The organism is Kutzneria kofuensis (genome assembly GCF_014203355.1).
Taxonomy (GTDB): Bacteria; Actinomycetota; Actinomycetes; order Mycobacteriales; family Pseudonocardiaceae; genus Kutzneria; species Kutzneria kofuensis.
The window spans coordinates 152,120-172,510 of sequence record NZ_JACHIR010000003.1; the positions used below are offsets into that span (position 1 = coordinate 152,120).

Sequence of the window (20,391 nt, forward strand, 5' to 3'; positions counted from 1 at the left end):
TCCTCGGGGGCGCGGTCAGGATGGACGTGCAGACCTGACCGACCGGGCAGCGCACCTTCGCTATTCGGGCGCGGGCGAGGCCGGAACCGCGGGGAATCGGCGCTACCCTCCGATCGTGCTCGTGGGTCGCGCTGCCGAACTCGACCTCTTCCGCGCGCTGCTGCGGGACCTGGTCGCCGGGCGCGGCCGTTCGGTACTGGTGGAGGGCGAACCGGGAATCGGGAAGTCGGCCCTTGTCACGGCGGGGTTCGGCATGGCCCGCACGCTGGGGTGTCGCGTGTTGTGGGCGACGGCCGACGAGCTGGTGAGTCGTTTTCCGTTGCGTACGCTGCTCGACGCACTGTCGCCGGAAGAACGGGAAACATTCGACGCACGCCCGGCGGCGGGCGACGCGGTGCTGGCCGGGGTCGAGCAGTTTCTGGCCCTGATCGACCAGTTGTGCGCGAAATCGCCGGTGGTACTGGTGCTGGACGACGTGCACTGGGCGGACGAGGCGAGCCTGCTGGTGTGGGGCCGGCTGGGCCGAGCGGTCGACCAGCTGCCGCTGCTGCTGGTGGGCGCGGCCCGGCCGATGCCGCGCCGGTCGCAGGTCGCCGAGCTGCGGCGCACGCTGACCGGCCAGGGGGCCATGGTGATGCGCCTGCGGGAACTGCCGGCACAGCAGGTGGACGAGCTCGTGGACGACCTCGTCGGCGCGCCGTCGGGCCCACGGCTGCGGGCGATGGCGCGGCAGGCCGGCGGCAATCCGCTGTACGTGCGCGAGTTGGTCGACGCCCTGGTCCGGGAGAACCGCGTCGAGCGCGAGGATGCGGGCTTCGCCGAGCTGGCGGCGGACGTGGAGCGGGCGCCGGCGTCGCTGGGCACCGCGATCGCCGACCGGTTGGCGTTCCTGTCCGATCCGACGCTCCACGACCTCCGCCCGGCGGTGTTGCTCGGCACGGAATTCTCCGTCGCCGATCTCGCGGCCGTCAGCGGACGGACGGTGGTCGACGTGGCCGAGGGCATCGAAGAGGCGCTGACGGCGGGCGTCCTGGCCGAGCGGGGCGACCGGTTCGCCTTCCGGCACCCGCTGATCCGGCAGGCCCTGTACGCGGCGATTCCCGAGGCGCTGCGCTCGGCGCTGCACCAGGACGCCGCCTACGCCCTCGTACGCACGAACGGCGCTGTGGAACGGATTGCCGCGCAGTTGCTCGCCGCCCGCGGGGACATGGCCGACTGGGTGCCGCAGTGGTTGGCCGAGCACGCCACCTTCCTGACGCAGCAGGCGCCGCAGATCGCCGAGCAGCTGATGGGCTGGGCGCTGGAGCGGATCCCGCCGGACGACCGGCTGCACGACCGGCTGGAGTCGCAGCTGGCCGTCGCGGCTTACCTGCAGGGCAACGGGGAACTGTGCGAGCGCATGGCGCGCAAGGTGTTGGCGCGGACCACCGATCCCGACCAGGCGGCCCGGATGACCTGGGCGCTGGCGAGCACCCTCCAGCGGTCGCGGCGGTTCGCCGCGGCACGGGACACTCTGGACACCACGCTGCAAGATCCGGGTATCTCCCCGACGTGGCAGGCCCGCCTGCTGGCGATGAGCGCCCGGCTGTGGCGCTCCGGCCGCCGGTTCGACGACAGCGCGGCCGACAAGGCCCTGGCCCACGCGGAACTCGCCGAGGACCCCACCGCGATCGGGTACGCGCTGCACGAGGTGAGCCTGGTCCGGTTGCGCCGGCGCGACACCGCCGGTGCGCTGCGAGCCGTTCGCCGTGCGCTGGAAGTGATCGGCGACGACCCGTACACCCTCGATCTGCGCCAGATGCTGCTGATCAACCAGACGGCGTTCGTCGCCGTGTTCGACGACTGGGACGAGACGCGGACGTCCATGCGGGCGGCGATCGCCCTGGCCGAGCGGACCGGAACGCCCCGCCTGTGCACGGTCCACACCACAGCCGCCGACTGCCTGTGCGCCATGGGGGAGTGGGATGACGCCATGGCCGCGACGGAGGTGGCCGTCGACTACCTGCCCGAGGCCGACGCGTGGCCGGAGCTGTGGGAGCGCGTCTACAGCATCAGGGCGTTGATCGCGGGACACCGCGACGACATCACCTCCGTCGAGGCGGACCTGGCCCGCCCGCCCGTGCGCGGCTCCGACTCCATCCTGCTGATCCGGGCCCGGGCGCTGCCGGAGGAGCGGGCCGGTCGGCCGGAGCGGGCGTTGGCCGTGCTCAAGGAGACCCTGGACCCGGATCGCGCCGAGAAGTACCAGTACTGGCGGCACCGCTGGTCGCCGCAGCTGGTGCGGCTGGCCGTGGAACTGGGGGAGTTGGACACCGCCATGGCCGCGGTGGAGCTGCTCGAGTACGAGGCCGAGCAGGAGCCGACGCCGCACAAGCTGGCGGCCGTGCAGTGGTGCCGTGGCCTGCTGGCCGGCGACCCGGCCGGGGTGCTGCGGGCGGCGGAGTACTTCCGCCGGACGAAGCGTCCCCTTGAGCTGGGCAATTGCCTGGAGGACGCCGCCGTGCTGATGGCCGACGAGGACCGGACGGCCGCGCTGGCCACCCTCACCGACGCCGTCGACGTCTACCTGTCGCTCGGAGCCACCTGGGACGTGATGCGGGCCGACGCCAGGGCCCGCCGGCACGGTGTCCGCCGGGGCCGGCGCGGCCCGCGCAACCGCCCGGCGACCGGCTGGGACGCCCTCACCGGCGCCGAGCTCAAGGTCGCCGTCCTGGTCGCGGACGGACTGTCCAATCCGGACATCGCCGCGATGCTGTTCCTCTCCCGGCGGACGGTTCAGACGCACGTCTCGCACATCCTGGCCAAGCTCGGCGCGCAGTCCCGCGTCGAGATCGCCAGGATGGCGGGCGAGCGTCGGCCCACGTAGGGCGTACTCAGCGCAGATGGTCGGCAACGGGCCCCAGAGTGACGAGACCGCTGCCGGCGCCGGCGAGTTCGGCGCCGGCCGGAGCGACGCGGGCGCGGAGTTCGGCCAGCAGGCCGCGGTCGTCAACCGCTTTGGCGGCGATGATCCGCAGGCAGCACAGGAGTTCGTACATCAGGTCGGCGGGCGGCTCGGGGGCGGCGTGGAGCGCGTCGCGGGCGGCGGCGTGATCTCCGTTGTCCAGCAACAGGAAGGGCTCGATCCACGGCCGGTACGGACCCCAGTCCGCCGCCGGATCCGCCTCGGAGTCCAGGGAGAACAGGGCCAGCGGCAGCAGACCCCGTTCCACGCCCGGCATCCCGGTGCCCTCAAGCAGCAAGGCCGCTTCACGATAGGCCGAGGCGGAACGAGCGCGCATGGCTCGGTACCAAGCGGTGAAGACGCCGACGAGCGGCAGTTCATGCCGTGCGGCAAGGCGATCCGCGGCGGCGGCGTGCGCGGAGGCGGCAGTGAAGTCGGCGACCGCGCTGCGGGCCTGCAGCCGGATGAGATGCCCGAGCACCTCGAAGGTGACCAGGTCATGCCGGGCAGCGAGCTCGATCAGTTCGGCGCCGACGGCGTCCCGTTGCGGCGACATGCCGGCCCGGGTGCAGGACTGCATGAACCGTCCATTGAGGGCGAAGGCGAGCAGCGCGGGGTCACCGAGTTCGCGGGCGATGTCCTCGGCCTGGCCAGCGGCTTGCGGCCCGCGCGGTGACCGGGTGCCGCGCATCTCCAACGCCACGGTGGCCAGCAAACGGCAGCGAGAGGCGGGAATGTCCGGCAGCACGGCCAAAGTGCGCTCGGCGGCGGCGACGACCTCCCGTGCCTGCACGGGATCGTCGCTGCGGGTCCAGATCGCCGGAACGTCGTAGGCGCCGATCACCCGGGCGGTCAACGCCGGATCGCCGAACTCCTCGGCGGCGGTGATGGCGGCGAGCCGGTGTTCCTGTGCCGCCCGAAGGCCCCCGGTGACGGCGAGCGTGCGCAGCAGGCCGACCGTCGACTCCAGCCGGGCCCGCGAACCGACGGCCACGGTGCGGTCGTACACCTCGGCGGCACGCGTCCACACCCCGGGCGGATCGAGCCGGGGATCCTGGGCCAGCACATCGGCTTCGAGGCGGCGCAACCGGGGCCCGGGATCGAGCCCCAACTGGTCGGCCAGCATCGCCCGCGCCCGCCGCAGCACCGCCAACGCATCCGCCTGTCGGCCGGACTGGTACAAGGCCAGCGCCAGCAGCCGCCAACCCTCCTCGCGCCACGGGTGTTCCGTCACGTGAGCGTCGAGGTCGGGCACGGCCTGTGCCGCCGCGCCGGCAGCAAGCCTGGACGCCGCAAGGTTTTCCACGGCCCGCAAGCGCAACTCCGCCAGCCGGGAACGCTCGGCCGCAGCCCACGGCTCCGAGGCGAACTCCGCGTAGGCCGGCCCGCGCCACAAGGCCAACGCCGCCGGAATCCGGTCGGCTACGAGGGATTCGAACTCCCAGGCGTCCACATCCGTTGCCAGCAGGGCGTATCCGGGGCCATCCGTGACCAGCAGTCGGGACGGGGTACGCGGCGGACGCGAAGGCTCCAGCACCCGGCGCAGGTCGGCGACGAAGGTCTGCACGGCCCCGACGGTGCCAGCCGGCGGCTCCTCCCACAGGTCCGCCACCAGCCGCGAGACCGGCACGACCCGGCGGCGGGCGACGATCAACCGGGCCAGCACGGCACGGTGCCGAAGTCCCTTCAACGCCAACGGCTCGCCACCGGCCCAGGCGGCGACGGGGCCGAGCACCCCGAACCGGACGGCTTGCTGATCGGTTGCTGATTGGCGGCCGGCAGGCTCGTGCACATGACCACTATTCCCGGCTTCCGGACCCACCGCATCCCCGTCGCCGAGGGCGTCGCGCTGCACGTCGCGGTCGGCGGAACCGGCCGGCCGATCGTGCTGCTGCACGGGTTCCCGCAGACGCACCTGATGTGGCGGTACGTCGCCGCCGACCTGGCCGCCGACCACACGGTGATCTGCCCCGACCTGCGCGGCTACGGGGCCAGCGACAAGCCGGACCACGGCTACGACAAGCGCACGATGGCCGCCGACATCGTCGCGGTGGCCGGTGAACTCGGCCACGACGAGTTCGCGCTCGCCGGCCACGACCGCGGCGCCCTCGTCGCCTTCCGCGCCGGCCTGGACCACCCGGACAAGATCACGCACCTGACCTGCCTGGACGTGGTGCCCACTCTTGACATGTGGGACGTCATGCACGGGACGGCCGCCGCGGTCGGCTTCCACCTGTACCTGATGGCGCAGCCGCCCGGCCTGCCGGAGCGGTTGATCGCCGCCAGCCCCGACGTGTTCTTCGGCCACTTCCTCGACGCCTGGACCCGCGACCCCGGGGCGATCCCGCCGGACGTCCGGGCCCACTACCTCGACGCGTGCCGACACGCCGTGCCGTCGATCGTGCGGGATTTTCGCGCATCGTCCACGATCGACGTCGAGCACGACACCCAGGACAAGGGCGACAACCAGCTCCGGATGCCCGTGACCGTGCTCCAACAGGACTGGGGTCTCGGCGGCGAGGAGCTGTGGCGGGCGTGGGCCCCGAAGCTCGACCACCGCACGGTGACCTGCGGCCACTTCATGGCCGAGGAGGATCCGAAGCTGATCGCGGACGTGCTCAGGGCTTGAGGGCCCGGATCTCGGCCACGACCTCCGCGCCGGACGGAGCGGTGTCGGGATCCACCAGCCATTGCAGCATCAGGCCGGTCAGGATCGCGTTCGGCACCGAGCCGCCGAGTCCCTCCCGTGCCTCGCGCTGCCCGGCGGCCAGGTGCTCGCGGATCTCCTCGTTCCGCTCGGCCTGCACGATCGCCTCCAGCTGGGCCACCCACAGCGTCCGGTGCGTGGTGAAGGTGTCGATCAGCGCCTGCCACCGGTGTTCCGGGTCGACGTCGGCCAGCCGGCTGGCCATCTCGTCGCCGAGCTCGTCCATCGCCTCCATGACGGCCTGGGTGAGCAGCGCCTCCCGGGAGCCGAAGTGGTAGCCGATGGCCGCGTGGTTCACGCCGGCGGCGGCGGCGATGTCGCGGACGGTGGTGCGCGCCCAGCCACGCTCGATCAGGCACTGCTTGGCGCCGGCCAGCAGATCCTCACGGTTGCCCATGCCGGAGAGCCTAGCCCAGGGCTTAACCAAGCGGTTTATCCAAATGGATTGACCAAATGGATAAGACGTGGCTACGGTGACGCCATGACCAAGGTGCTGATCTCCGGCGCGAGCGTGGCGGGACCCGCCCTCGCCTACTTCCTGTCCGACCACTGCGACGTGACGGTGGTCGAGCGGGCGCCGGGGCCGCGGGACAGCGGCTGGGCGATCGACTTCCGCGGCGGCGCCATCGAGGTGCTGGCCGAACTCGGCATCTCGGACCGGATCCGCGACCTCGACACGAGGTCCCGCGGCACGGCGGTGCTGGACGCGGACGGCGCGAAGACCGGGGAGCTGCCGCGGGAGGTGTTCTCCGGTGAGCTGGAGGTGCCCAAGCGGGACCTGACCCGGCTGCTGCACGAGATCACCGCCGACCGTGCGCGCTACGTCTTCGATGACTCGATTACGTCCATCCGGGACGGGCACGTCGAGTTCGAGCGGAGCCCGGCCGCCGACTACGACCTGGTGATCGGCGCGGACGGCGTGTACTCGAAGGTCCGCCGGCTGGCGTTCGGCCCGGCCGGCCTGCTCCACCTGGGCCTGTCCGGGGTCGGCTTCAGCATGCCCAACCACCTGGGCCTGGACCACAGTGGACTGCTCTGGCAGCACGGCGGCGCGTTCGTCTACCTGTTCAGCGGCAACGATCCGGACCGTCTCACCGTGGGCCTGTCGTTCGGCACGGAGTCACCGGAACTGGACCGGCGCTCCCGGGCCGAGCAGGAGCGGGCCACCCGGGCCGCGTTCGCCGGCCACGGCTGGGAGATCCCGCGCCTGCTGGACGCGATGGCCGCCGCCGACGACTTCTGGTTCGGCTCCACCTGCCAGGTGCGGATCGACTCCTGGTCGGCCGGCCGGGTCGCGCTGGTCGGCGACGCCGGCTACTGCGCCGCGCCGACCAGCGGCATGGGCACCTCGCAGGCGTTGATCGGGGCGCGGACCCTGGCCCGGTGCCTCCTTGAGACCAGCGACCACGAGGCGGCGCTCGTGGCGTACGAGCGGGAACTCCGTCCGTACGTGGCCGAGAACCAGGAGATCGGCCGGGCGCACGCTCAGAGCTTGACGGCCACTCCCGCGTAACCGGCGTTCGGGATGTCGAACGCGGGGCCGGCGTCGGCCGGATCCGGGCGCCAGTCGGGAATCCACACCACGCCCGGCTCGACCAGTTCCCACCCGTGGAACAGGGCCTGAACCTCCCGCCGGGTGCGCAGCCGCACCTGGGCGACGGACTTCTCGTACATCTCGCGCGCCCCGTGCAGGTGCTCGTCCGGCATGTTCTCCGTGTTGGGGCTGCCGTGGGCGATCGCCAGCATGCTGCCGGGCGGCAGCGCCTCCCGGAACCTCGCCAGGATCCCGACCGGATCGTCCTCGTCCCGGATGAAGTGCAGGATCATGATCAGCATGACCGCTACCGGCCGGTCGAGGTCCAGGGTGCCGCGCAGCTCCGGGCTGTCCAGGATCTCCACCGGGTCGCGCAGGTCGCCCCGCAGCACGGTGGTCGTCGGGTCGTCGCCCAGCATCTGCCGCGTGTGGCTGACGGCGACCGGATCGGTGTCCACGTACACCACCCGCGACTGCGGGTCGGCGGCGCGGGCGATCTCGTGCACGTTGCCGACGGTCGGGATGCCGGAGCCGATGTCCAGGAACTGGGTCACGCCCGACGCGGCGCACATCCGCACCGCGCGGCGCAGGAACGCCCGGCTGGCCTGCGCCATCCGCGGCCCCTCCGGCATCAGCCGCAGCATCTGCTTGGCCACCTCGCGGTCCACCGCGAAGTTGTGCGAGCCGTCCAGGAACCAGTCCCAGATGCGGCTGATGCTGGGCTGGTCGATGTCCACGTCCGGCGGCGCCCAGGCGGGTCGTTCCATGACCGTCACCCTAGAACACCGCCGGACCCCGGTTGCTAACGATCGAACTCCGGGATCAGCTCGCCGATCAGCCGGATGCTGGTGTCCACCGCCTCGTCGGGGATGCTGCCGATCTGGTGCAGGCACATCAGCCGGTCGATGCCCAGGTCGGCGTAGGTGCTCAGCTTCTCCCGGCACGTCTCGGGGCTGCCGACGATCAGCGACTGCTGCGCGCTGAGCACCGTGAACAGCTCCTCCTCCGGCACGTCCTCGCCCTGCAGCACCCGGCCGATCAGCAGCTGGGCGTCGGTCGGGGCGTTGTCGATCTCGCCGCGCAGGAAGTCGCCGGTGAGCCCGCCGCCGTCGGGGGAGTCCAGCAGCTCCTGGTGGCGCTGCATGGTGGCGGCGAACTCGGTTGCCGCCTCGAAGAAGCGCAGCGCCGTCACGGTGTACCAGGCGGCGGCCGCGGCGGCGCCGTTGCGCATCGCCTGCTCGTCGGTCTCCGCGCAGTGCACGAACGTGAAGTAGCCGACCTGATTGTTCACGAACGAGCCCACCGGCTCGGTGCAGGCCTCGGCCGCCGCCCGGTACAGCTTGATCATTCGGCCGACCCGTTCCAGCGACTCCCACATGGTCGTGCCCAGCACGCCGACGCCGCGCCGGCCGGCGTCCTCGAACGACGTGGGGCTGGCCGCCGCCTGCCACAGCGGCGGGTGCGGCCGCTGCAGCGGCTTCGGTCCGATCGAGACGTTCTCGATCCGGTAGTTCTCGCTGTGGTAGGAGAAATCGTCGGTGGTCCACATCTTGGGGACCATCTCGAACGCCTCCTGCGTCTGCGCCCGGGCCTGCGCCGGCTCGATGCCGAACAGCCGCCACTCCGGGATGGTGGAGCGGGTCAGGCCCAGTTCGACGCGGCCGCCGCTGAGGTGGTCCAGCGTCGCCGCCCGCTCCGCCACCCGGATCGGGTGGTTGAACCGGCCGGGCGCCAGCACAGCGGAGTGGCCGATCCGGATCCGGTTGGTGTGCTGGGCGATCGCGGCCAGCACCAGTTCCGGCGCCGAGGACAGGCTGAACTCGCCGGCCCCGTGGTGCTCGACCTGCCACCAGCAGCCGTAGCCCAGCTCGTCGGCCAGCTTCGCCTGCTCGATGGCCCGCCGGAAGCGGTGCTGCTCGTGGCCCGGCGGCCACGGCCGGGGATTCTGGATCTCGTTGAACAGATCGATCTTCACGGCGGACGCCCCTTCGTCGCGACGGTCACTGCACGCTGATGTCTGCCGACCGAGCGTGGTCGTTACAGGGCGGCGTTTACCTGGGCGTATGTCCGGGAACGCTCCCGCAGAGTTCCCTGGGAATCCCTCGACGGAGCGCGGGTGGCGAAGGTACGGTCTCCCCGCCGGCTCGCGACAGATCGGGCAACTGGGGGCGGCTTTCGGACAGGGGTGTCCGGGAGTGTCGTCGTCGTGCCGGCTCCCTGCGCTGGTTGGAATCCACAAGAAGGAGCGCAACGTTGTCGCCGGTCAACCTGCCTGTTGCCGCCGTTACGTGTGAGTCCCTGCGTCCGCTGCGTGACGGGTTCGACACGCCGCGTACCCGGACCGACGGCGGCCTCGTCAGCGACGACTCGGTCCTGCGCCGCTACTGCGCGCCCTGGCTGCCGATGGTGCTCGGCGGCTGGTCGGCGTACACCACGCTGGTCCTGGTGGACCACATGAGACAGTCCATTTCGATGGCGATGGCCCGTCGGCCCAACTTCAACGAGTTCCGCCAACTCACGCGGGGCATGCTGATCGCCATCTTCGGTGACACCGAACAGGTTGAGGCCCAGCGCAAGGGCGCCTGGGAGGCGCACGACCGGTTGCGTGGGATCGATGCGGACGGTCGCGAGTGGACGGCGAACGACCCGGAGCTGACCACCCGGGTGTACACCGTGCTGATCCGTCATCTGCTTGCCGCCCAGGAGAGGCTGATCGGCCCGCTCGATGAGTCCGATCGGGACGCCTACTGCGCGGACGCGGTGCGCACGGTCGGTCACGTGTTCGGCACAACCCGTGCTCTCCCCGTCACTTTCGCCGAACTGTCCACACAGTACGACCACATCGTGGCCGAGGAGCTGACCGTCACGCCGGAGGCGCTGGAGGTGTTCCGGGAGAACCGGACGCTGTGCGTCAAGGGCGTGCCGATGGAGGACCTGGTGCGGGCCACCGCCGACCTGCTCGACCCGGAGGTGGCGGAGATCTTCGGCATCGACCGGTCACTGCCGGTCTGCTTCCCCCCGATCGATCTGGCCACGGTGACCGAGGACGACCTGCTGCCGCTGGCCTGCCTCAGCCGGCGGTAGTGCGGTCGCTGTCCCAGTCGATGTGGTGCAGGTGCAGCCAGTCGACGTCGGGGTTGCGCGCGCGGCGGGCGACGGCCCGATCCCGCAGCAGCCGTCGCAACGGCCCGGGGACGCGCGGCCCGAGCTTGCGGAACCCGGTGCGCACAACGCGTTCCACCCGTTCCCGCCGGAGCCGCTCGTAGGCGAGCAGGGCGGCAGTGGTGTCCGGATCGTCGCGCAGGCACTTGGCCAGCGTGACGGCGTCCTCGATGGCCATGGACGCACCCTGTGTGGTCGACGGTGAGGCGACGTGCAGCGCGTCGCCGACCAGAGTCATGCCGGCGCGGGACCAGGTCGGCAGGGAAGGCAGTTGGTAGCACGCGGTCGCGGTGAGTTGCTCGTCGGCCGTCGCCCGGATCGCCTGTACGGTGCCGATCCGGTCGCCGGCGAACAGATCGCCGAGCCGTTGTCGCAGCACGGCGGGGGAGACGCCGGCCAATTCCTGTTCGCCACAGGGAACATTGGCGAACCACCACGTCTCGCCGTCCGGCGCGGTGATGTGCCCGCACGTGGCGCGGCGGCCGAAGTACATGTAGTAGCAATCCCGGTGGCTGGCCGGCAGCACGTCCCGGGCCGCGCCCATCGCGATGTTCCAGCCGGTGTAGGCGGGTTGCGGGGCGTTCGGGTCGATCAGGGTACGGGTCGTCGAGTGCACGCCGTCCGCGCCGATCAGCAGATCGCCGCCGGTGCGGGTGCCGTCGCCGAAGAACGCCGTCACGCTGCCGTGATGGCGGACGCCGACCAGCCGCTTGCCGTGCACGATCTCGACCCCGCGCCGCCGCGCCTCCTCGACGAGCACCCGGTACAGGTCGGCGCGGCGCATCGTGCGCGGGCCGTGCTCCGGATCGGGACTGGGGATGGTGAGCACGCCGAGCCGGCGGTCGTGGCCGTTGAGCATGCGCACCTCCTTGGAGGCGAACGACCGGTCGAGCACCAGGTGCTCGGCGTCGATCGCGCGCAGCGCGTCCAGGCCGTTGGCCATGATCGTCAGGAATGCGCCCCTGCCGTCGGCGCCGGTCGGGTGCGCCTCGTACACGGCGGCGTTCATGCCGGCATGGCGCAGCGCGATCGCTGTCGTCAGGCCGGAAATCCCGCCGCCGACGACCAGCACCCGGCTCATACGCGCAGTTCCTGGGACAGTGCGACGAGTTCACGCACATCGGCTTCGAGGCCACCATCGGCCGGCACCGCGACCGGTTGCGCCGCAACCACTTGGACTTCGCGAGGCTCGCCAAGGGCGCTGCGCAGCCACGCGGCGACGGCGGCCGGTTCGGCCGGGCAGTCGCCGGGCAGGCGGCCGCTGGCCCGCACGAGGCCGTCACGGCATTCGATGACACGGCGGTAGAAGCGGCGGTTGATGGCGCGCAGGCTGAGGGTGTCCCGCCAGGGGCTCGCCGGGGCGCGGCTGAGCGCGTCCTCGGGGAACGCCTCGTGCAACATGGTCCATAGTGGACGAAGCTGGTGGTAGTCGCGCAGGTGTCGCCACCAGACCCGGGCCGCCACCCAGCGCACGCGGGCCCCGGGGATGATGAAGCCGACCAGAACCACCAGATTGGCCATCAGCACAACGGGAGTCGGCAGCTCCAGCGCGATCGCCGTCTCCGGATCGGCCAGGCGGATCACCATCGAGACGGCGATCAGCACCGACCCGACGCCGATCACCGACAGCCCGGCCGACGCGGTCGTCAGCCCCCGTGCCAGCCAGCGCTGGGTGATCTTCGCGTGGCGGTGCATCCACACGATGCACGTGATGACGCCGTACACCGTGTAGACGTTGGCGACAAAGCGAAACGCGTCCAGGGTGGCCCGCGGGTACTCGGCCGGCGACAGGTGCTGCGGCACAGTCGCGGCGAGCGTTCCCAGCACCGCCAACGTGAACACGAGCCGGACGGCCTCACGCGCGGCCTGCTGCCAGGCCCGTTTCCCTTGCCCGGCCGAGAAGACGAACACACAGATCAGCGAGTACAGCATCGTCAGCAGCAGGGCCTCGCCCAGCCACATCAGCCAGATCGGGCCCGCGCCGGACACGCCGCCCTCGACGCCCACGCCGGCATGCGGCGTCACGGCGAACGCCGCCGCCGACAGCGCGAAACAGGCGACGACCCACCACAGCGAGATCCGCTTCGGGGTCCGGGCCAGCTGGGACGCCTTCCAGACGCCGATGCCGACGGCGGCCAGCACCTGCACCGTCATGTTCAGGTTCACAGCCACCCCAGCCGGTCGCTCAGCGCGGCGTCGACACCTTCGGCCGCGTCGGAACTCTGTGGCAGCCGCATGGCGTCCAGGATCGACGCCCACTCCAGGATGATCGTGGCCACCGTCTCGGCCTCGCGCTCCTCCCGCTCCTCGTAGGCGGTGCGGCAGCGCAGCGCGTCCGGCGGCTCCGGCATCTCGCCGCCGGGGCCGGCCAGCATGTCGCACAGGTGGTCCGCGCCCTCGTCGGACGGGTGGTCGGCGAGGATGTGGCCGACCTCGTGCAGGATGATGTGCCGCTGGTGCGGCTTGGTGGTGTGCTCCTGGTAGACGATGAAGTCGGTGGTGCGGCCCTTGAACCACAGCCCGAACGGCCCGTCCGCCCACAGCGGGTAGGGGACCAGCTTGATCGGGCGGCCGCGCACCACGGCCAGCCGGGCGCAGAACTCGTGCACGTCCAGGGGCGGCTGCACGTCCAGCTCACGCAGCAGCCCGCGGCAGCGTTTGCGCAGCTCGCGCTCGCTGGTTCCGTTGTCGCGGCGGGCGAATCGCATCGGCTCCTCAGCTCCCGGTACCCGACAGCGCCTCGCCGCCGCCCGGGTCGATCACTTCGATCATCTCCACCAGCATGCGCAGCCGCTCCGGGCTCATCCGCCCGGCCCGCATCGCGATGGCCCGCACCTGCTCGGCCCGTTCCGGCAGCGGCTGCGGGCTCGCCGGCGGTTCGTCGTCGCCCTCGGCCAGCAGCCAGGCGGCGGTCACCCGCGGCGCGCCCTCGGGCCGGTGGTCGTCGAAGAACTTGGCGATGGCCCGGACCTTCTCCATGGTCGGGTTCGCCTTGCCCTCACGGACCTTCCACAGCGTCACCCGCGAGATGGAGATCGGATGTGAAGGATCCTCGGTGATCGCGGCGGCGACCTCGGGCGTGGAGTAGCGCACCGGCCGGCCACGCTTGTCGACGGCCTTCACGGTGGTGTTGAACAGGTGATTGAGCCGGCGTGCCAACGCGAACTCCGGCGGGGCAGCCCCCTCGCTGCTGGCGTCCACGGCAGCCCTCCCTTGTTGCGTGGAACGCCCCGATGTTAACCGGAACTGCGCCAGTGGGGACAGCTGGTTGCGCCAAGCGGGTGATTCGGACCGGATTGTGTGACTCCCGTTAATTATAATGTAGCGTGAGCGGCGTTGGGTCACGCCCGGGTTCATCGCGGTGACGCGGAGTTCCCGGCGCCGCGCGGGTTCCCTGGGGGCGAACCCGCGCAGGGCCCCGCGCGCATCAGGCCGGTTGCTACGGGGGGTAGCCGCTGGTCGCTCTGTGGGGAGGGAGGCGCGCGGGGCCACCCTACGACGCCATGGTCCGGATGAGGCCGTGCTGGACGGCGGTCATCAGCGCCTGGGCGCGGTTGCTGGCGCCGAGCTTGTCGTACAGGCGCGTGACGTAGGTCTTCGCCGTCGACTGCGTGACGTGCATCAGCTCCGCGATCGCCGGCACGGACAGCCCGCGGCTCAGCAGCTGCAGCGTCTCCCGCTCGCGCGGGCTGAGCATGGACCGTGCCTGCCGCCGGGCGAACGCGCCGATCAGACCCGTTGCGGTGAAAGAGGAAGCGGCCACGGCGGCGTGCCGCACCGCGCCGAGCACCTCGGCCGTGGGCGCGGTCTTCGGCACGAACGCGGACGCGCCGGTCTCCATCGCCCGGAACAGCACGTCGTCCTCGTCGCGCGAGGTCAGCACGACGATGCCCAGATCCGGGTAGCGGTCCCGCAGGCCACGGGCCAACCGCATGCCGTCGATGTCGGGCAGGCTGACCGCCAGCGTGACGACCGTCGGCCGCTGCGTGGCGACGAGCCGGAGCGCCTCGGCGCCGGAGCACGCCTCGCCGGCGAACGCCATGTCCGGCTGCTCCTCGATGAGCCGGGCGAGCCCGTAGCGGGTCAGCGTGTGTTCCTCGATGACTGCCACTGTGATCGCCATGGCGTGCCGTCCTGTCAGGTGGTGCGTGGTGGTGTTGTCATCGCGACGGCGCGACTTGTGCTACATCTGGTGCCATGGGGGATGCCGTGCTCGCGGTGGTCGTCGGGGCGTTCGGGCTGGTCGTGGGGGCTGCGCTCGGCCCGCTCATCGGCCGGTCGTTGCCGAACCGTGATGTGAGGGTCCGTCCGCGAGCGGTCATCGTGCCGGTGACGGGCCTGCTGTTCGCGGCGACGGCGCTGCGGATCGAGGCGCCTTCGCTGCCGGCTTACCTGTACTTCGTCGCGGTGTGCGTGGCGCTGGCGGTGATCGACCTGGCGGCTCGGCGGCTGCCCAACGCGATCGTGCTGCCGTCCTATCCGGTCATCGCGGTTCTGCTGACGGCGTCTTCGTTGTGGCGGCACGACTTCTGGCCGCTGGCGTGGGCCGGCATCGGCGGTGCGCTGCTGCTCGTGTTCTTCACGGTGCTCGCGACGGCGCAGCCGGCGAGCATGGGCTTCGGTGACGTCAAACTCGCCGGCCTCATCGGGCTGGCCCTCGGATACCTGTCGTGGACGGCGTTGCTGGTCGGCGCATTCGCGGGAGTGCTGCTCGGCGGCATCGCGGCCGTCGTGCTGATCGCGCGCGGCCGAGGCCGGGACGCGACGTTTCCGTTCGGTCCCTTCCTGATCGCCGGGGCGCTGCTGGGAATGCTCGTCTAGACGTGGTCGATGCACGTCTCGGTGAAACGGCGCAGGGCGCGGGCGAACGGGTGGTCGGGGATGGCGGTGGCCAGCGGCACGCCCTGGTTGATCGACGCCGGCACGGCCCGCGTCGCCGGTAGCTCACCGTCCACACGGTTGTGCACGAGGGCGTCGACCTCGCGCGCGCCGAGACGGACCTCCGGATCCACCCGGTTCAGCACGATGCGGCGGCCGCGCGGGTCGTAGGTGAGCAGGTCGAGCATGTCCAGCGCCAGCCGCATCGCCTTCAGCGACGGCCGCTCGGACGTGCCGACGACCACGTGGTGGCGGGCGGCGTCGAGGGCGGTCAGCACCTGCTCGGTGAACCGGGTCGGCGTGTCCACCACGACGTGGTCGTACTCGCCTTCCAGCGCCACCAGCAGCTCGGCGACGAAGGTGGGGGAGAACAGCTCGCCCGGTTTCGCCTGTGCGAGCGCGCAGTCCAGGCCCGGCACGTACGGCGTCACCAGCGGCGACACCGGGTCGATCCCCAGCGCACCGGCCAGGCCGCCGGTGTCGAGGCTCAGGTCGACCAGGCACACCTGTGCGCCGGTCGCCGCCAGCACGGAGGCGAGGTTGATCGCGATCGTCGTCTTGCCGCAGCCGCCGGTCGAGCCCAGGACGACGGTGATCTGCCCCGGACGGTAGGAGACCTCGGACGGATGGGCGCGTCGGCATGCGTCGACGATCGCCGTCCGGTCGTTGGCGTCCACGACGACCAGCACGCCGCCGCGGACTGCCCGCGCCAGCACGTCGTCGTCGATCACCTTGCGCAGCAACACGATTCCGACACCCGGTCGGGCCAGCCTCGCCTCGGCCGCGTACTCCAGTGCCTTGGACATCGGCAGGCCGGGGCCGATGACCACCACCGACTCGAGGGCCTTGGTCAGCGCCGCGGTGGTCGCCTCCCGCGTGGTCGCGATGCGCAGGTCCGGGATGACGGTCAGCAGGCGGACCGCGAGGACCGGGTTCGGTTCGTACAGGAGAGTCACATGCTCAGCGTGACCTTTCCGGCCCGATCGTCACAGAGGGTGAACGGCCGACGGGGTGTCGTCGATCCGGCGACACCCGTCGGCCGTTCGGTCGACACGGTCAGAGCACGACCAGCGCGAACACGTCCGAGTAGGCGGCGGCGTACAGCGTGGTCTCGGGGTGGAACACCCGCAGCGACAGGGTGGCGGAGACGTCGAAGCTGACGTCGATGGAGAAGGCGCCGTTCGGACGGCAGCCCCCGGTGGCCACGTTCACCCAGACACCGGCCCGCAGCTCCTGCACGATCAGCGTCTCCACGTCGGTGGTCGCGGACCGCGCCGAGTCGTCGATGCGACCCTTGATCTGGGTCTGCTCGTGCTTCTTGACGTGGCCCTTGGCCGGCTGGGCCTGGACCTTCATCTTGTGCTTGGCCGGCGCCTGCACGGCCACGGGAGCGGCGGAGGCGGCGACGGGCGTGACGGCGAGTGCCGCAAAGCCCACCGTCAGTGCGGCGAGCGTGCGGGTCAGTGGCGACATGTTCATGAACGCAGTGCAGCGCACGACCGTGAACGCTCACGGAGGCGCGCCGGACAAGATCATTTGATCAGCCGTTCGAGTGACGTAGGGGCCCGTCGTGCGGCGTCGGTGTCGAGGAGTTCGCCCCGCGCCAGGACAGCGCTGATCCGGGCGGCGTCCGCCGGCTCGGCCCGGAACGTGACGAGCTTCTGCTCCGGGTCGTCGGCGACCTGCAGCACCAGCAGCCCGAGATCGAGCCGGCCCAGCTCCGGGTGGTGCAGGATCTTCCGCCCGGACGTGAGCGGGGCGACGTCGTGGCGCCGCCACCAGTCCCGAACCTCCTTGCTGCACAAGCGAAGCCGTTCGAGCAACGCCTCGTACGCCGGATCCTCCGGATGCCGCGCGGCGGCCGCGCGGAACCGTGCCAGCTGCGCCCGCGCCTCCGCCTCCCACTCCACGAGCACGGTCCGCGCCCGGGGGTCGGCAAAGGTCCACCACAGGATGTTGCGCTCCGCCGGCGGCAGCGCCGGCCAGTCCGTCCACAGTGCACGCGCCGACTTGTTGGCGTGCAACACATCCCAGTGGCGACCGCTGACGTACGCCGGATGCGGGTCGAGACGGTCCACCAGGTCTGCCACTCCCGGCACGAGCACTTCCGGCGGCCGGGCTTCTCGCGCGCCGTGCACCAGGGCCCGCATGTGGTCGTGTTCCGCCGGCGTGAGCCGCAGCGCCCGGGCGAGGGCGTCGAGGATCTGCCGTGACGGGCTGACGTCCCGACCCTGCTCCAGGAACGTGTAGTACGTCGTCGAGATCCCGGCCAGTTGCGCCACTTCCTCGCGCCGCAGGCCCGGCGTGCGGCGCCGGCCGTGCGGCGGCAGACCCACGTCCGCCGGCTGGAGCGCCTCCCGGCGGGTGCGCAGCAAATCGGCCAGCTCACTCATCCTGGTACCCGTCTTACCACTAAGAACAGCAGCTGGCTCGCAGCCTAGCCTCCGGATAGCGTCACCGCGTGAAGATCGAAAACCGCTGGCTCGACGTGCCCGTCGCCGGCGAGGCCGAGCCCATGTCCGCCTATCTCGCCCGCCCCGCCGCGCCCGGTCCGCACGCGACCGTACTGGTGGGCTTCGAGATGTTCGGCGTGACCGACTACGTGCGGGCCGTCGCCGACCGCATCGCCGCCCTCGGCTACACCGCCGTCGTGCCGGACTTCTACCACCGCTCCGGCCGCCGCATCTGTCTGCCCGCCACCGCCGAAGGCCGCTCCCGCGGCCTCGAACTGCTGTCGCAGGTCACCCGTGACGGCGTCGACCGTGACATTCAGGCCCTGCTCGACCAGCTTCCCGGCCCGCACGCCATGGTCGGCCTCAGCGTCGGCGGCCACATCGCCTACTACTCCGCGACCCGCTTCCCGTTCGCCGCCGTCGCCGCGTTCTATCCCGGCTGGCTCACCGACGACACCATCCCCCTCGGCCGCCCCACGCCCACGCTGGAGCTCACGGCCGGCATCGCCGAGCACGGCACCCGCCTGCTCCTGCTCGTCGGCGACGGCGACCACCTCTTCACCCGTGCCCAACTCGACGAGATCGCCTCCCGCCTCGACGCTGACGGCGTCGACCACGACCTCGTCGTCTACCCCGACACCCCGCACGGCTTCTTCTGCCACGAACGCGACACCTACCGCCCCGACGCCGCCGATGACGCCTTCGCCCGCGTCACGTCGATGCTGGCGGATCACCTGCGCTGATCGCCGGCTAGCGGACCGTCCGGGCCGAAAGCCAGCGGCGCGAAGCGAGAGCCGATGAGGCGATGCGTCTCGGCGTCGGGGTGGAGGTTGTCGGGCAGCGCGGGATCACCCTCGCCGTAGAGCTCCAGGCCGTCGAGGTAGTGCAGGTCGGGGTCGTCGGCGGCGCGCTGCTTGACGATGCGGGAGAGCTCGTCGCGAATGACGGTCAGGGTGAGCTTGCCGGGTGCCGGTTCGCCGGTGGCCTGGAACCGCAGGGTGTCGCCGTCGCGGAAGGGCATGGCCGGGCCGGGAGTGTGCTCGTGGATGGGGCAGTGGATCGGCGAGATGACCAGCAGCGGCGTGTTCGGGTGGCCTTCGCGGATGGTGTCGAGGAAGCCGTGCACCGCCGGGCCGAAGGCGCGCAGCCGCATCAGGTCGTGGTTCACGAGGTTGATGCCGAGCTTGAGGCTGATCACGTCGGCGGCGGTGTCCCGGATCGCCCTGGCGGTGAAGGGATCGAGCAGGGCGCTGCCGCCGAAGCCGAGATTGATGAGCTCGACGCCGGCCGTCGCCGCCGCCAGCGCCGGCCAGGTGGCGCTGGGGCTGGCCGCGTTCGAGCCGTGGCTGATCGAGCTGCCGTGGTGCAGCCACACCCGGCGATCCGTCACGACCGGCTCGATCGGGGCGTCGGTGCGCAGGGCGACGAGCTCGGTGATCTCGTTGTACGGCAGCCAGATCGCCACCTCCTTCGACCCGGTCGGCAGGTCGAACCGGACCGTGCCGACCGGGCCGGGGACGGTCTCGGCGGCGCCGGTGGCCATGGTGATCCGCAGCATGTTGCCGCCGGTGACACCGGCCTGGCCGTGCAGGCGGCCGTCGACCAGCAGGTCGTACACGCCGTCGGGCCGCTCCGGCCCGTCGACGTAGAAGTTCTTCGTCCGCAACGCGTCCAGCTCCACGGCCGTGGCCTCGGTGCGGAACACCAGCCGCACCCCCGACGGCTGCGCCTCCGCCAGCGCCAGCTGGCCGTCCGGGATCTGCACCCTCGCCCGGGCCGGCAGCCGGTGCGGCAGCACGCCCCGCTCGGTCCGCTCCAGCTCCAGCGCCCCGCGCACCAGCTCGGCGGTGATCGGAGTGGTGATCCAGTCGCTCATGGCCCCCACCCTGTCACACGCCGAACAGTGCCGGCCCGGCCCGGTTCGCGGGCCGACGCTGGGCCGGCGATTACGCCGGAAATCGACCGCTGACCGCTGCGGACGTGCCGCTGAGCGGCCGAAACGTGCCGCTGGGCAGTTGTTCTGCCCGAAAGGCTAACGATCAGCGGCACCCTCGCGAATAGCCCCGTAGCCGGGATTCCCAAAGGCCCTACCCGGTGCCGCGTGGTCCCCCTGTCACCCCCGAGCGGGGGGATCACGTCGGCCGGAAGAAGTCACGGACGGCCCCGGCGACAAGATCGGGCTGTTCCTCCGGCAGGTAGTGGTCGCTGGGCAGCGCCTCCCCGGTCACGTCGGCGGCATACCCGCGCCAGACATCGAGAACGTCGTAGGTGCGGCCGACGAAGCCGTGCTCACCCCAGAGCACCAGCAGCGGGCACTCGATCCGGCGGTCGGCGTCGGCGTTGTCGTGCACGAGATCCAGGCCTGCGGCGGCCCGGTAGTCGGAGCAGGAGGCGGCGATCGCGGCCGGGTCGGAGAAACAGCGCACGTACTCGTCGACGGCGGCCGGGTCGAACGGCGCGCCGCCGTGGTGGCGGGAGTTCATCCGCGACCGGATCCAGAACTCCGGCTCGGCGCCGAGCAGGCGCTCCGGGATCCCGTTGCCGGCGGCCAGGAAGAACCAGTGGAAGTACCCCAAACCGAACGTTTTGTCGGCGCGCTCGAAGGCGTGCCGCGTCGGCACGATGTCCAGCACGGCCAGGCGCTCCACGGCCTCCGGTGAGTCCAGGGCCACCGGTGCGCGACCCGCCCGCCGCGGTCGTGCCCGACGACGCC

20 protein-coding genes are annotated in these 20,391 nt (G+C 71.6%); 6 read left to right on the top strand and 14 right to left on the bottom strand.

Annotated features, from left to right (window positions below; translation table 11 throughout):
- The first annotated feature begins 115 nt into the window (after positions 1-115).
- A complete protein-coding gene (locus BJ998_RS48885) occupies positions 116-2,866 on the top strand; it encodes a helix-turn-helix transcriptional regulator (protein WP_184869922.1) in 2,751 nt (916 codons plus the stop codon).
- A gap of 7 nt (positions 2,867-2,873) precedes the next feature.
- Here BJ998_RS48885 and BJ998_RS42965 read toward each other — a convergent pair whose 3' ends face one another.
- Entirely contained in the window at positions 2,874-4,736 is a 1,863-nt protein-coding gene (locus BJ998_RS42965) for an AfsR/SARP family transcriptional regulator (protein WP_184869923.1), read from the bottom strand.
- On the opposite strand from BJ998_RS42965, the gene BJ998_RS42970 reads away from it, so the two are divergent.
- Entirely contained in the window at positions 4,737-5,573 is an 837-nt protein-coding gene (locus BJ998_RS42970; protein ID WP_184869924.1) for an alpha/beta fold hydrolase, read from the top strand. It begins immediately after the preceding gene.
- On the opposite strand, the gene BJ998_RS42975 is transcribed toward BJ998_RS42970, so the two are convergent.
- Positions 5,563-6,048 (bottom strand): TetR/AcrR family transcriptional regulator, encoded by a 486-nt coding sequence (locus BJ998_RS42975; protein ID WP_184869925.1) that lies wholly within the window; start codon positions 6,046-6,048, stop codon positions 5,563-5,565. The two genes, BJ998_RS42970 and BJ998_RS42975, sit on opposite strands and share 11 nt — an antisense overlap.
- 84 nt (positions 6,049-6,132) lie before the next feature.
- Here BJ998_RS42975 and BJ998_RS42980 point away from each other — a divergent pair, with 84 nt between their 5' ends.
- Positions 6,133-7,164 (top strand): FAD-dependent monooxygenase, encoded by a 1,032-nt coding sequence (locus BJ998_RS42980; RefSeq protein ID WP_184869926.1) that lies wholly within the window; start codon positions 6,133-6,135, stop codon positions 7,162-7,164.
- Here the strand turns inward: BJ998_RS42980 and BJ998_RS42985 are convergent.
- Positions 7,137-7,952: an SAM-dependent methyltransferase gene (locus tag BJ998_RS42985; RefSeq protein ID WP_184869927.1), complete on the bottom strand. Its 816-nt coding sequence runs from the start codon at positions 7,950-7,952 to the stop codon at positions 7,137-7,139. The genes BJ998_RS42980 and BJ998_RS42985 overlap by 28 nt on opposite strands.
- A 35-nt stretch (positions 7,953-7,987) precedes the next feature.
- Entirely contained in the window at positions 7,988-9,160 is a 1,173-nt protein-coding gene (locus BJ998_RS42990; protein WP_184869928.1) for an LLM class flavin-dependent oxidoreductase, read from the bottom strand.
- Positions 9,161-9,438: 278 nt separating this feature from the next.
- Here BJ998_RS42990 and BJ998_RS42995 point away from each other — a divergent pair, with 278 nt between their 5' ends.
- Entirely contained in the window at positions 9,439-10,269 is an 831-nt protein-coding gene (locus BJ998_RS42995) for an oxygenase MpaB family protein (RefSeq protein ID WP_184869929.1), read from the top strand.
- Here the strand turns inward: BJ998_RS42995 and BJ998_RS43000 are convergent.
- The 5 genes from BJ998_RS43000 to BJ998_RS43020 form a co-directional block, all read right to left on the bottom strand.
- Positions 10,256-11,428 (bottom strand): FAD-dependent monooxygenase, encoded by a 1,173-nt coding sequence (locus BJ998_RS43000; RefSeq protein ID WP_184869930.1) that lies wholly within the window; start codon positions 11,426-11,428, stop codon positions 10,256-10,258. The genes BJ998_RS42995 and BJ998_RS43000 overlap by 14 nt on opposite strands.
- Positions 11,425-12,519: an MAB_1171c family putative transporter gene (locus BJ998_RS43005; RefSeq protein WP_184869931.1), complete on the bottom strand. Its 1,095-nt coding sequence runs from the start codon at positions 12,517-12,519 to the stop codon at positions 11,425-11,427. The genes BJ998_RS43000 and BJ998_RS43005 overlap by 4 nt, the downstream gene beginning before the upstream one ends.
- Positions 12,510-13,055 carry a hypothetical protein gene (locus tag BJ998_RS43010; protein ID WP_184869932.1) on the bottom strand — a complete coding sequence of 182 codons (546 nt, stop codon included), beginning with the start codon at positions 13,053-13,055 and terminating at the stop codon, positions 12,510-12,512. The genes BJ998_RS43005 and BJ998_RS43010 overlap by 10 nt, the downstream gene beginning before the upstream one ends.
- A 7-nt stretch (positions 13,056-13,062) precedes the next feature.
- Positions 13,063-13,548 (bottom strand): hypothetical protein, encoded by a 486-nt coding sequence (locus tag BJ998_RS43015; protein ID WP_184869933.1) that lies wholly within the window; start codon positions 13,546-13,548, stop codon positions 13,063-13,065.
- Positions 13,549-13,840: 292 nt separating this feature from the next.
- Positions 13,841-14,470, bottom strand: coding sequence for a response regulator transcription factor (locus BJ998_RS43020; RefSeq protein WP_184869934.1), 630 nt, complete (start codon positions 14,468-14,470; stop codon positions 13,841-13,843).
- 74 nt (positions 14,471-14,544) lie between these two features.
- Here BJ998_RS43020 and BJ998_RS43025 point away from each other — a divergent pair, with 74 nt between their 5' ends.
- Positions 14,545-15,168, top strand: a complete 624-nt coding sequence (locus BJ998_RS43025; RefSeq protein ID WP_184869935.1) for a prepilin peptidase — start codon at positions 14,545-14,547, stop codon at positions 15,166-15,168.
- Here BJ998_RS43025 and BJ998_RS43030 read toward each other — a convergent pair.
- The 3 genes from BJ998_RS43030 to BJ998_RS43040 form a co-directional block, all read right to left on the bottom strand.
- Positions 15,165-16,181 (bottom strand): CpaE/TadZ family protein, encoded by a 1,017-nt coding sequence (locus BJ998_RS43030; protein WP_184869936.1) that lies wholly within the window; start codon positions 16,179-16,181, stop codon positions 15,165-15,167. The two genes, BJ998_RS43025 and BJ998_RS43030, sit on opposite strands and share 4 nt — an antisense overlap.
- A gap of 100 nt (positions 16,182-16,281) precedes the next feature.
- Positions 16,282-16,704 (bottom strand): hypothetical protein, encoded by a 423-nt coding sequence (locus BJ998_RS43035; RefSeq protein WP_184869937.1) that lies wholly within the window; start codon positions 16,702-16,704, stop codon positions 16,282-16,284.
- A 53-nt stretch (positions 16,705-16,757) separates the two neighbouring features.
- Complete coding sequence (locus BJ998_RS43040) at positions 16,758-17,618, bottom strand: helix-turn-helix domain-containing protein (RefSeq protein WP_184869938.1); 861 nt, start codon at positions 17,616-17,618, stop codon at positions 16,758-16,760.
- A 68-nt stretch (positions 17,619-17,686) separates the two neighbouring features.
- Between BJ998_RS43040 and BJ998_RS43045 the strand changes: the two genes are divergently transcribed.
- The gene (locus BJ998_RS43045) at positions 17,687-18,421 is read left to right on the top strand and encodes a dienelactone hydrolase family protein (RefSeq protein WP_184869939.1); all 735 of its coding nucleotides are present in this window, start codon (positions 17,687-17,689) and stop codon (positions 18,419-18,421) included.
- Here BJ998_RS43045 and BJ998_RS43050 read toward each other — a convergent pair.
- Both BJ998_RS43050 and BJ998_RS48300 read right to left on the bottom strand, forming a co-directional pair.
- A complete protein-coding gene (locus BJ998_RS43050) occupies positions 18,409-19,554 on the bottom strand; it encodes a GDSL-type esterase/lipase family protein (protein WP_184869940.1) in 1,146 nt (381 codons plus the stop codon). The genes BJ998_RS43045 and BJ998_RS43050 overlap by 13 nt on opposite strands.
- 256 nt (positions 19,555-19,810) lie before the next feature.
- Positions 19,811-20,350 carry an alpha/beta fold hydrolase gene (locus tag BJ998_RS48300; protein ID WP_246490211.1) on the bottom strand — a complete coding sequence of 180 codons (540 nt, stop codon included), beginning with the start codon at positions 20,348-20,350 and terminating at the stop codon, positions 19,811-19,813.
- Positions 20,351-20,391: the final 41 nt, after the last annotated feature.

Excerpts from the sequence above, each read along its gene's own strand:
- BJ998_RS43035 (WP_184869937.1), bottom strand. The coding sequence starts at position 16,704 with ATGAACATGTCGCCACTGACCCGCACGCTCGCCGCACTGACGGTGGGC.
- BJ998_RS43050 (WP_184869940.1), bottom strand. The coding sequence starts at position 19,554 with ATGAGCGACTGGATCACCACTCCGATCACCGCCGAGCTGGTGCGCGGG.
- BJ998_RS42985 (WP_184869927.1), bottom strand. The coding sequence starts at position 7,952 with ATGGAACGACCCGCCTGGGCGCCGCCGGACGTGGACATCGACCAGCCC.
- BJ998_RS43025 (WP_184869935.1), top strand. The coding sequence starts at position 14,545 with ATGGGGGATGCCGTGCTCGCGGTGGTCGTCGGGGCGTTCGGGCTGGTC.
- BJ998_RS42980 (WP_184869926.1), top strand. The coding sequence starts at position 6,133 with ATGACCAAGGTGCTGATCTCCGGCGCGAGCGTGGCGGGACCCGCCCTC.
- BJ998_RS42975 (WP_184869925.1), bottom strand. The coding sequence starts at position 6,048 with ATGGGCAACCGTGAGGATCTGCTGGCCGGCGCCAAGCAGTGCCTGATC.
- BJ998_RS43020 (WP_184869934.1), bottom strand. The coding sequence starts at position 14,470 with ATGGCGATCACAGTGGCAGTCATCGAGGAACACACGCTGACCCGCTAC.
- BJ998_RS43000 (WP_184869930.1), bottom strand. The coding sequence starts at position 11,428 with ATGAGCCGGGTGCTGGTCGTCGGCGGCGGGATTTCCGGCCTGACGACA.
- BJ998_RS43040 (WP_184869938.1), bottom strand. The coding sequence starts at position 17,618 with ATGAGTGAGCTGGCCGATTTGCTGCGCACCCGCCGGGAGGCGCTCCAG.
- BJ998_RS43010 (WP_184869932.1), bottom strand. The coding sequence starts at position 13,055 with ATGCGATTCGCCCGCCGCGACAACGGAACCAGCGAGCGCGAGCTGCGC.
- BJ998_RS42970 (WP_184869924.1), top strand. The coding sequence starts at position 4,737 with ATGACCACTATTCCCGGCTTCCGGACCCACCGCATCCCCGTCGCCGAG.